Raw genomic sequence first — 11,675 nt, 5'->3', positions numbered from 1 at the left:
GCAATTAGTTGATGGTTGAGAGCTTCATGAAAGCTATATTATGGTTGAGAGCTATATGTCTATACCACCGTCGCGATTCAAAAGTATGCGTCGGGCTGATTCTGGGGGCTGGGTTGCAGATGCCCGAAGTTTGCACGGTTTGGGTGCTGCAGGAATATTTTTATTAGTGATAAAAGTAGATGGTTTTTTTGGTTTTCCAATAGGTTTTTCATGTTTTTAATCTGCGTTCGATATCGATAAAGTCAAAAGTCCAAAACCGCAGTAAAGGACTATTGCTGATGACAACCCTGAAAAACCAAAAAACGCCGACTCAAGCCTCGATGTTGAGCGCATTACTAGAGGCCACCGGCGACCTCGACACCGCCGAAACCCTGGAAAAAACGCTCCCTGCATATTTGCTGCAGGCGTCGGCCACCAGCCTGGCCAGGCTGGATGAAATCAACCGTGAACTGCACGCCCGGCAACTGAAGGTCAATAAGGATCTGATCCGGTTAAAACCGTTGGACGATTTCTATATCAGCGAACTGAACGCGGCACTGAGCCAAAAATGGCCGGCGCTGTACGACGCAAGTGTGGATGTGGTCAGTCTGCCGGGTGTTGATTGTGGCTGCGAGACGACCGCGACCGATCAGGCCGGAATCGACCTCGTCAAACACGCCTCGCAAACGCTGTTGCAGGCTGCCATGCAGAACTTCACCGAAGACGAGGAGCAGGCTGACGCGTTTCCGGATGGCAGTCAGGTGCGTCTGAAAAGCGCGCCGCAGGGGGTGAGCGGCTTGACCCCGGCGACGTTTGCCGCGTTTTGCCGCGAGCTGGATCTGGGCCAGAAATACCAAGAGCATCTGCAGCAAGTGTTCGGTCTGCGTGACGAAAGCGGCAAAGTCGTGGCGACCAGTGCCATGACCCGCGATATCGCCGCATTGAAACAGTCGCTATTGGAACTGGATGCGCACCTGGCCATGCTCAAGGGCGATATCACAGCGACAGGCTTGCGCATGTTGCAGGACCTGATGTTGGCCGGGGGCGTGGCGTCGACGCGAACCCAGCGGTACGGCAAAGAACCGCTGATCATGCAGGGCATCAAGATACTCGACAGCTGCGTGTGGGGCGTCGTCGTTTTTTCCAAACGCTCGGTGGAACAACACCCTGAGGACGGATGCATCGTGTACATGGCCGGCGAACCTGAGCGGGCGGTGTACGAATACCCGAGTTTCAATGCGTTCAAGCGCTACCTGGTGCAGCAACTGAAAAGCGCGGATTATCAGGACTATTTTGCCCGCAGCCTTGACGAAGATGACAAGGCGGATTTCTTCAAGACGTTCGCTGAAAAAGGCGATCTGGGCCTGGTCAAACAATGGCCGATCAGCGTGCCGCTTTTTGATTTCATGGTGCAAAGCCATGTCGGCAAGTTGCAGATCGACGCACGCAAACTGGCAGTGCCTACTGCGGATATCGATGAAGATACACGCCGTCAGCGCCTGCTCGATTTCCTTCAACGCGGGGTGAACATTGCCTCAGTGGCCGGGCTCTTCGTGCCGGTGCTCGGGCAATTGATGATGGGCGTCGCAGTGGGGCAATTGCTTGGCGAAGTGTACGAAGGTATCGAAGACTGGCAGCGCGGTGATCATCAGCAAGCCCTGTCGCATTTGCTCAGCGTGGTCGAGAACATCGCGTTGATGGGCGTCTTCGCCGGCGGGCAAAAAGTGTTGGGGACACTGGGTCGCAAACTGCTGCGCACGCACCCGCAGTTTTTTGGGGAATTCACCGCCATTCTCAATCACGCCGGCAAAGCGCGCCTGTGGAAGCCCGATTTCGCGCCCTACGAGCATTCTCTCCCGGCAGGGTTCACAATCGATCCTGGCTCCAAGGAGTTTTATCAGATTGGCGCGAAAACCCTTGGCAATGTTGATCATCGTGTGTTCGCCGGCAGCTACGATATCGACGCCAACCTGTGGCGCCTGGAACACGCCGAACGAGCGCAAGCCTATACCCCGGAATTGGTCCGGCACGTCGAAGGCGGTTGGCGACTACCCGCTGAAGAGCCGGAGGAATGGGGCAGTTCCGCGTACGCGCTGAAACGCATCGACCCGCACTTGCGCGAATTCGTCGACAGCGACCTGGACATGATGCGTCGACTCAGCGACACCTCGCATCAGACCGTGCTCGACACCTTCAACGACAATCTGAGCCTGCCTGTGCGCCTGCGCGATACCGTCGAGCGTGTACGTATCGGGCGCCAGTTACGGGAACTGAGCGTGGAGCTGGAAAACGGCGAGACCCATTCCGGGCAATCCGGCGAGACGCTGATGCATGCCTTGCCGAAACTGCCGGGCTGGCCCACCGACCGCTATATTGAGGTGGTCGGAGAAGAAGAGGCCGTCGAAGCGACCTATCCTGCGAACAGCACGATTGACGAAGCGCTGGGTGTGGTCGTTACCCGGGACCAATTGTCCCGAGGCCAATTGTTGCAAACGGTGATCGATGGTCTGTACCAAAACGAGGTCGATGCGTTGCTTGGCGGCAAAGTCGCAAAAAGCAACGAGGTAACCGCACTGGCGAAAAAGCTTGGCGCGGCGCTCAGGTTAGATTATCGCGCGGTGTTCGAGCGTCTGTATCAACGCTATGACGAGAGTCAGGCGGATGAGCTGCGCAGTTTGCGCAAGGTTTTCGCCGACATCCCGGCGCGCTATGGACAACGGCTGATCGACCACGCACCCAGTGTCGAGCGCCAGCACCTGCGCACCACCGCACGGGTGCCATTACGGCTGGGACAGCGGACCCGGGCCGCTGCCGCCAAGGTGCGGCTCGACCGTGGGCTGACGGGATTTCACTGGCCACGGCTGGCGAATGCCGATACCGACAAACTGGCCATTCAGTTGCTGCCACGCCTTGGCGGCTGGAGTAAAAAACTGCGCCTGGAGGTGCGCGACAAGGCCTTGACCGGACCCGTGCTGGAAGCCATCGGCGATGCGTCCGCGACCGCCGACGATACCTGCTACCTGGTGAAATCCGCTGACGGTTATGAAGCATTTGGCGGCAACAAAAAATCCCTTGGCAAGGTGGCGTCGGCGCCCGACGCTTTGTACACCGCCATCCTGAAGGCGCTGCCGTCACGTCAGCGTGAGGCGAGCGGATTGATCGGTGCCGGGCAGGCCAGCAGACAGCGCTTGCGCAGCAAGTTGCTCGAGGCAGGGTTCGAAGACCGCGAAGCCACCGGGCGAACACTGGTCAGCGGCAAGTACGAAACGTCGGGCGTCGAGCCGGACTGCGTGCAAGGCGACCAGGCCCCAGCGACGAACCACTCACGCAAGTTGTTGCGCAAAGTGCACAAGCTCTATCCCCGCCTGGATGTCGCGCAGGCCAGTCAATTACTCGATGAGCTGGGCGACGATCCGCTGAGTCGGGCGATTCGGGTAAAAGCCTTGCGTCAGGATTTGAAAACCCTGCGTGACGTGCTCTTTATCTGGAGTGAAGACGGCGCCGGCCTGAAGGCGATGGGGGGGGATCTGGCCGAAGCGCGGCACAGCCGCAAGATGGCGGCCGAGCTGATCGAGAAGGCCTTTCGGCGGTTTGACTGGATCGAGGATGAACAGGGCAAACCGGTCTGTGCCCTCAATCTCGATCGAATGCGCATTGGCAAGTTGCCGAGCATGCCTGCGGGATTGAGCTTTGACCATATCCAGCGTTTGTCGATGAAAGACATGGCGCAGAATGATGATGTCACGTACTTCCTCAAATCCTTCAAACAGCTTGAGTCGCTGGAACTCGACAACAATAAAATCACCCGGCTCCCCGAAGTGCTGTCGCATATGCCCAACCTCAAGCGATTGAGCCTGGAGGGCAATCAGGTAAAGCTGACCGAGCAGACATTGACGAAGCTGAACCGGCTGCGCACGCTGACGAATCTTAATTTGAACGATAACCCGTTGGGCGCCACTCCGGATGTCAGTCAAATGAGCAACCTGCGTCTGTTGTTGCTGCGCCAAACGGGGATTACCGAACTGCCTCAAGGTCTGCAGAACAGCGCCCATATCGAATGGATGGATCTGAGCAAAAACAAGATCAAAGAGTTGCCCGATTGGCTGTTTCAAAAACCGCGACGATTTACCCGGGCGCTCAACCTGGCGCTCAACTCCTTTACTGAAACCAGCAAAACCTATCTGGATAACTATCGCAATAATTACGGTATAGGAATGGGTTACACCGAAGACGACATTGCTCGGCTCCACGAACAGACCGCACGCTCATTATGGCTCACCAAGACGACCGGTGAGGAATGGCAGACGCAGGTGCGAGTCTGGGAGGCATTTCGCGACGATCCCCGTGCCGACGGCCTGTTCCAGTTGCTGGCGCGACTGGGCGATACCGCCGACGGGACGAAGGGCAGTGCTGACATGCAGCGAAGGATCTGGGTGGTATTGAAGGCAGCAGAGGCTGATGGCCCGCTCTGCGATGAGTTGCTCGATCTGGCCGCCAACCCGATCAATTGCGATGACACGGCGGCGATCAATTTCAGTCATCTTGAAGTTGCTGTTCACGTCGATCATGTAACCAAGGGAGCCGGCGGCAAAGTCACTGCCAAGCCGCTGCTCGAACTCGGCCGCAGTCTGTTCCGGCTGAATCGACTGAACGCGATTGCCCGCGAACATGTGATCAAGGTCGGGAAACTGGATGAAGTCGAGGTGAACCTGGCTTATCGCATCGGGCTGGCGAAGACGCTGAACCTGCCAGGCCAGCCTCAGAACATGCTGTTCGGACCGAAGAGCGGCGTGACTGCCGCTGATCTGGAAAAGGCCCAGCAGCGGATCGCTACAGACGAACTCTCCCCCCGATGGCTCGAATTCATGCAGCAGCAGACATTCTGGCGTGATTACCTGAAACGTAGATTTACACGCAAATTTTCGCAGATTGAAGAGTCGTTCGCGCCGCGGATGACTGCTCTGGATGAGCAGGCGGACACATTGCCCAGCGCTGACTATCTGAGTCAGGGGCTTGCCCTCAAACTTCAAAAGGAGGAGGCGCAAGAAGCAGAGTTCAAACGCCTGACGCAAGAGTCTATCCGCCTGATAGACCTGGGCCTGTGCGTGATGCCAGACATGTGAGATTCACTTGCCGCGAATCAACTGACGCAGGGCGAAGCGGTTAGGGTGACAGGCTTCGGCGACACTGCGTGGCAGCGGCAGCGGCTCGTTGTCCAGCCACGCGGCAAGCAATTCGCCTGACAGCGGCGCGGTGATCAGCCCGCGAGAGCCGTGGCCGCTGTTGACGTACAAGCCGTCCAGCCAAGGGCAGGCGATGTCTGGCACCTGACGGGCATCCTTGCTCAGGACGGCATAGGTGGCGAGGAACGCTTGGCGGTCGGCGAGGGGGCCGACAATCGGCAAATAGTCAGGGCTGGTGCAGCGAAAGGCTGCGCGGCCCTGCAGATCTTCGACCGGCTGTACGCTGACGTGCAGACGCGCGACGAGGTCGGTGGAAATCTCTTCGAGCATCGCCAGATTGCCTGCGTGTTCAGCTGTGGTCGGGGTCAGGTCATCGCTGTTGAAATCGAAACTGGCGCCGAGGGTGTGTTCGCCCAAACGCGCCGGGGCAACGTAACCTTCAGCACAGACCACCGTGGCCAGCGCCTGACTTTCTGCGGTTTCGGCCAGACGAGTGATCTGCCCGCGAATGCGCTTTAGCGGTAATTCGGCGCTTTGCGCAAAGCGTTTGATCTCGGCGGCACCGGCCAGCACCACGATCGGCGCGCTGGCGAGCAAGCGCTCACCGTCGAGGGCTTGCCATTGATCATCGACTTTGCGCAGTTGCAGCGCTTCGCAATGGCTGAGCAGTTCGATGTTTGCCTGCGCCGCTTGCGCCTGACACAGCGCCGGCGGATGCACCCAGCCACCTTCGGGGTAGTACAAGCCGCCATGGGCCACGCCGACCCCGGCGCGGGCCTGCGCCGCGGGCTGCTCAAGCCATTGCAACAGGTCTTCCGGGAAGGCTTGGGCCAATTGCGCGTGGCGCTCGGCTTCTTTGGCATTGAACGCCAGTTGCAGCACGCCGCAGTCGTCCCAGTCAGTGCCGCGTTGCAGGGTTTCCAGCAGGCGTCGGGTGTAACCGAAACCGCTGACAATCAGTTGCGACAACGCCGTGCCGTGGGCGGATAACTTCAGGTACAGCACGCCTTGTGGATTGCCCGAGGCTTCTTGCGCCACGGCTGCATGGCGCTCCAGCAACGTGATCTGCCAGCCGCGTGCGGCCAGACTGGACGCCGTGGCACATCCGGCCAGACCGGCGCCGATCACCAGCGCACGCCGCTCAGTGGCGATCGGCGCGGGGCGCGCAAACCACGGCTTGTCCGGCACTGGCGGGGCAACTTCCGCCGGCCAGCCGAGAAACTCGCCACGGAGGATTTCCCACTTGTGGCCAATGCCCGGCGTGCGCTTCATTTTGAACCCGGCGGCATTCAGCAAACGGCGAACCCATCCGGTACTGGTGAAGGTGCTGATGGTCGCGCCGGGCGTAGCCAGCCGTGCCAGTTCGACAAACAGTTCGGCGGTCCACATGTCGGGGTTTTTCGCCGGGGCGAAACCGTCGAGAAACCACGCGTCGATCTGCGCGTCGAGCTGCGGCAGTTGTTCCAGTGCATCGCCGATCAACAGCGTTAGCGTCACGCGGCCGCTGGCCAGGGTGAGGCGCTGAAAGCCTGCGTGGATGGCCACGTAATGCGTCAGCAACTGATCGGCCAGCGGCTTGAGTTCTGGCCAGAGTGCCAAGGCACGCTTCAGATCGGCAGGGCTTAGCGGATATTTTTCGACGCTGACGAAATGCAGCCGCGCACCGGCCACTGCATGCTGCTCGAACAACTGCCAGGCGCAGAGAAAATTCAATCCGGTGCCAAAACCGGTTTCACCGATGACCAGTCGCCCACCCGCCGGCAACGCGGCAAATCGCTCGGCCAGGCGGTTTTGTTCGAGGAACACATAACGGGTTTCATCCAGACCTGATTTGTCGGAAAAATACACGTCATCGAACACCCGCGAACGCGGGCGTCCCTGGTCATCCCAGTCGAGTTGGGCGTGGGGCAATACAGGTTTCATGGCAGGCTCGGCAACGACAAGGCGGCCATTCTAGCCGATCGCGCAGGGGCTGCTTGATCCATGGCAAGGCTTGCGGCCGTTGACTCACGGACAATCCGCCACCCGCGGGAATTTCTGCGCCGCTGCTGTGCCCAATCCGCTAGTCTTGCTGAATCCTGGAAGGAGCCGTCCCATGTTTGAATCCGCTGAAATCGGTCACGCCATCGACAACGACACCTATGAGGCGGCCGTCCCGGCACTGCGTGAAGCCTTGCTCGAAGCCCAGTTCGAATTGCAGCAGCAGAAGCGTTTTCCGGTGATCATCCTGATCAACGGCATCGAGGGTGCGGGCAAGGGCGAGACGGTCAAGTTGCTCAACGAGTGGATGGACCCACGCCTGATCGAAGTGCGCACCTTCGATCAGCAGACCGATGAAGAGTTGTCGCGGCCACCGGCGTGGCGCTACTGGCGGATGCTCCCGGCCAAGGGCCGAATGGGGATTTTCTTCGGCAACTGGTACAGCCAGATGCTGCAGGGGCGGGTGCACGGCTTGTTCAAGGATCCGCGTCTGGATCAGGCCATCGCGGGTGCCGAGCGTTTGGAAAAGATGCTCTGCGATGAAGGCGCGCTGATCTTCAAGTTCTGGTTTCACCTGTCCAAGAAACAGATGAAGGCGCGACTCAAGGCGCTGGCTGATGACCCGCTACACAGTTGGCGCATCAGTCCGTTGGACTGGCAGCAGTCGGAGACCTACGACAAGTTCGTCAAATACGGCGAGCGCGTGCTGCGCCGTACCAGCCGTGATTACGCGCCGTGGCATGTGATCGAAGGCGCCGACGCCAACTACCGCAGCCTGGCGGTCGGCAAGATTCTCCTCGAGGGTTTGCAAAATGCGCTGAAACGCTCGGACGTACATCCCCACGATGTCAGCGCCGCGCCGCTGGGTACGCCAGTCGATCAGTTGAACCTGCTCGACAGCCTCGACCTGACCCAGCGTCTGGACAAGAAGGACTACGAGGAACAACTGATCACCGAACAGGCGCGCCTGTCCGGGTTGATGCGCGACAAACGCATGCGCCGCCACGCCTTGATCGCGGTGTTCGAAGGCAACGACGCGGCGGGCAAGGGCGGGGCGATCCGTCGGGTCGCGGCGGCGCTCGATCCACGTCAATACAACATCGTGCCGATTGCCGCACCGACTGAAGAGGAGCGCGCGCAGCCGTACTTGTGGCGTTTCTGGCGGCACATTCCGGCGCGCGGCAAGTTCACTGTGTTCGACCGCTCCTGGTACGGCCGGGTGTTGGTCGAGCGGGTCGAAGGCTTCTGCACGCCGGCCGACTGGCTGCGCGCCTATGGCGAGATCAATGATTTCGAAGAGCAACTGGCGGACGCCGGGGTGATCGTCGTCAAGTTCTGGCTGGCCATCGACAAGGACACGCAGATGGAGCGCTTCCAGGCGCGCGAAGAGATTCCGTTCAAACGCTTCAAGATCACCGAGGACGACTGGCGTAACCGCGACAAGTGGGACGCCTATAGGGCCGCCGTGGGCGATATGGTCGACCGCACCAGTTCCGAGATCTCGCCGTGGACCCTGGTCGAGGCCAATGACAAGCGCTGGGCCCGGGTCAAGGTGTTGCGCACGATCAACGTTGCACTGGAAGAAGCCTTCGAGAAATCCGACAAGCGCGCGAAGAAACACAAGGATTGAGCCGATGGGCGCGCATACGCGGGGTGAATGATTGTCGCGGTCGTTGATGCAGTGGACTTATGCTCAAGTCCACTCTCAACTGACAACAACAATGAGGTATGCCATGCGTGAAGTGGTGATCGTCGACAGCGTGCGGACTGGCCTGGCCAAATCCTTTCGCGGCAAGTTCAACCAGACCCGTCCCGATGACATGGCGGCTCATTGCGTCAACGCCCTGCTTGAGCGCAACGATATCGACCCGTCCAGCGTCGAGGATTGCATCGTTGGTGCTGGCTCCAACGAAGGTGCGCAGGGTTACAACATCGGCCGTAATGTCGCGGTGCTGTCGCGCTTGGGCATCGGCACCGCCGGCATGACCCTCAACCGTTTCTGTTCGTCGGGCTTGCAGGCAATCGCCATTGCCGCCAACCAGATTGCCTCGGGTTGCAGCGACATCATCGTTGCCGGCGGCGTCGAGTCGATCAGTCTGACGATGAAAAGCGTTAACACCGACCACCTGATCAATCCGCTGCTCAAGCAGCAGTCGCCGGGCATCTATTACACGATGGGCCAGACCGCCGAAGTGGTCGCGCGGCGTTATGGCGTCAGCCGTGAAGCGCAGGATCGTTATTCGCTGCAAAGTCAGATTCGCACCGCGCAAGCTCAAGCTGCGGGGCTGTTCAACGATGAAATCATGCCGATGGCGGTGAAGTATCGCGTCGAGGACAAGAACACCGGTGAAGTGCAGATTCTCGACGGCGTAGTGGATCGCGACGATTGCAACCGCCCCGACACCACTTATGAAAGCCTCGCCGGGCTGAAGCCGGTGTTCGCCGAGGACGGTTCGGTAACGGCGGGCAACTCGTCGCAACTGTCCGACGGTGCCTCCATGACCTTGGTCATGAGCCTGGAAAAAGCCCTGCAATTGGGGCTCAAGCCGAAAGCGTTTTTCCGTGGTTTTACCGTGGCCGGTTGCGAGCCGGACGAGATGGGCATCGGCCCGGTGTTCTCGGTGCCGAAACTGCTCAAGGCCAAAGGCTTGCAAGTGGCGGATATCGACTTGTGGGAGCTGAACGAGGCGTTTGCTTCGCAGTGCCTGTACAGCCGTGACCGGTTGGAGATCGATAACGACAAGTACAACGTCAATGGCGGCTCGATTTCCATTGGCCACCCGTTTGGCATGACCGGATCGCGGCAGGTCGGGCATCTGGTGCGTGAGTTGCAGCGGCGCAATTTGCGTTATGGCATCGTCACCATGTGTGTGGGCGGGGGTATGGGCGCTACCGGGTTATTTGAAGCGGTGCGCTGACCCTCAAGTTATTAGTTGTCTGTTCTGGCCTTTTCGCGAGCAAGCTCGCTCCCACAGTAGATCTTCAGTGAACACCTGTTTTGTGTACACCAGAGATCCAGTGTGGGAGCGAGCTTGCTCGCGAAGGGATCGACCGGGTTTACCTGCTGGAATCCTGCAGCTGCATCCGCGCGATATAAGCCTTTATTTCCTGCACAGCCTTCTCGGCACTCTCAAACGGCCCCTCAAGGGTATTTTCCCGGGTGCTGAAAAACAGTTCGCCATTGACCCGGCACACCCGGTCGCTGCGAAAGTGCATTTCGGGGGCGCTGTCGCGGGCGCGCATTCCTAACATGATCGGTCTCCTTGGCTGATACGCTGAAAGGGATTCGGTGAGCTTATGCCTGAAGCACTTGGCTCGCCCGCCCAGCCGATCAACGGCTCTGCGTCAATTTAATGCTGCGACCTGCACAGTTTCATTCGCGGCCTGACCGTAACTGTCCCTGTGATGCGCCCGGCGCCAAGCCTAGAATGGGCGCACTTGTCAGCAGGCTTTGGGGTTCGCATGCACATTTCATCCGGTCGCTGGGTCTACGGTCTGTTCCTGGCCCTGCTGACCGCGTTTCTGTGGGGCATCCTGCCGATCAAACTCAAACAGGTGTTACTGGTGATGGACCCGGTGACGGTGACCTGGTTTCGTCTGCTGGTGTCCGGCGGCTGTCTGTTCATCTACCTGGCGGCGGTAAAACGTCTGCCCAGCCGCAAAGTGCTGGGGCCGAAGGGTGGCTGGCTGGTGCTGATGGCGGTGCTCGGGCTGGTTGGCAACTATGTGTTGTACCTGATGGGCCTCAATCTGCTCAGCCCCGGCACCGCGCAATTGGTGGTGCAGATGGGCCCGATCATGTTGTTGATCGCCAGCCTGTTTGTGTTCAAGGAACGCTTCAGCATTGGCCAGGGCATTGGTCTGGCGGTGCTGTTGATCGGTTTTGTGCTGTTTTTCAATCAGCGCCTGGCGGAGTTGTTGACGTCATTGTCGGATTACACCGCAGGGGTTTTGCTGGTGCTGTTGGCATCGACGGTGTGGACCTTTTATGCACTGGGCCAGAAGCAATTGCTGACGGTGTGGAATTCGTTGCAGGTGATGATGGTGATCTACCTGTTCTGCGCGCTGTTGCTGACGCCGTGGGTGCATCCGCTCGAAGCGCTGAACCTGAGCCCGCTGCAGGGCTGGCTGCTGTTGGCGTGCTGCATGAACACGCTGATTGCCTATGGCGCGTTCGCTGAAGCGCTGGCGCATTGGGAGGCATCGCGGGTCAGTGCGACGTTGGCGATCACGCCGTTGGTGACGTTTGGCGCAGTGGCGATTGCGGCCGGGATCTGGCCCGAGTACGTACATGCCGAGCAGATCAATGCGCTGGGTTATGGCGGTGCAGTATTAGTGGTGTTGGGTTCGGCGCTGGTGGCGTTGGGGCCGTCGTTGATCGCCGGGCTCAAGGCGCGGCGGATGAAGATGGCGGCCAGTTAAATACAGTCGCTCCCATTCGCGAGCAAGTCGAATCGTCGCACCGTCGCTCCCACATTCGACTGCATTCTCCTGGTGGAAATGCGGTCCACTGTGGGAGCGAGCTTGCTCGCG

6 protein-coding genes are annotated in these 11,675 nt (G+C 59.4%); 4 read left to right on the top strand and 2 right to left on the bottom strand.

Translation table 11 applies throughout. The features are described 5' to 3' along the window. Positions 1-278: 278 nt before the first annotated feature. Entirely contained in the window at positions 279-5,102 is a 4,824-nt protein-coding gene (locus tag ACRRSD_RS07075; protein ID WP_435037627.1) for an NEL-type E3 ubiquitin ligase domain-containing protein, read from the top strand. A gap of 3 nt (positions 5,103-5,105) precedes the next feature. Here ACRRSD_RS07075 and mnmC read toward each other — a convergent pair whose 3' ends face one another. After that, positions 5,106-7,085, bottom strand: a complete 1,980-nt coding sequence (gene mnmC, locus ACRRSD_RS07070) for a bifunctional tRNA (5-methylaminomethyl-2-thiouridine)(34)-methyltransferase MnmD/FAD-dependent 5-carboxymethylaminomethyl-2-thiouridine(34) oxidoreductase MnmC (RefSeq protein ID WP_435037626.1) — start codon at positions 7,083-7,085, stop codon at positions 5,106-5,108. Positions 7,086-7,257: 172 nt separating this feature from the next. Between mnmC and pap the strand changes: the two genes are divergently transcribed. Then, positions 7,258-8,772, top strand: coding sequence for a polyphosphate:AMP phosphotransferase (gene pap / locus ACRRSD_RS07065; protein ID WP_435037625.1), 1,515 nt, complete (start codon positions 7,258-7,260; stop codon positions 8,770-8,772). A 103-nt stretch (positions 8,773-8,875) separates the two neighbouring features. Then, positions 8,876-10,060, top strand: a complete 1,185-nt coding sequence (locus tag ACRRSD_RS07060; protein WP_435037624.1) for a thiolase family protein — start codon at positions 8,876-8,878, stop codon at positions 10,058-10,060. A 139-nt stretch (positions 10,061-10,199) separates the two neighbouring features. On the opposite strand, the gene ACRRSD_RS07055 is transcribed toward ACRRSD_RS07060, so the two are convergent. Continuing rightward, positions 10,200-10,394 (bottom strand): DUF6316 family protein, encoded by a 195-nt coding sequence (locus ACRRSD_RS07055; protein WP_435037623.1) that lies wholly within the window; start codon positions 10,392-10,394, stop codon positions 10,200-10,202. Positions 10,395-10,604: 210 nt separating this feature from the next. On the opposite strand from ACRRSD_RS07055, the gene ACRRSD_RS07050 reads away from it, so the two are divergent. Further along, positions 10,605-11,564 (top strand): DMT family transporter, encoded by a 960-nt coding sequence (locus tag ACRRSD_RS07050; protein WP_435037622.1) that lies wholly within the window; start codon positions 10,605-10,607, stop codon positions 11,562-11,564. The last annotated feature ends 111 nt before the right edge of the window (positions 11,565-11,675 follow it).

The sequence above is a fragment of the Pseudomonas neuropathica genome (assembly GCF_051174785.1).
In the GTDB taxonomy this organism is placed as follows: domain Bacteria; phylum Pseudomonadota; class Gammaproteobacteria; order Pseudomonadales; family Pseudomonadaceae; genus Aquipseudomonas; species Aquipseudomonas neuropathica_A.
This window is presented reverse-complemented; position numbering and strand designations above follow the sequence as displayed.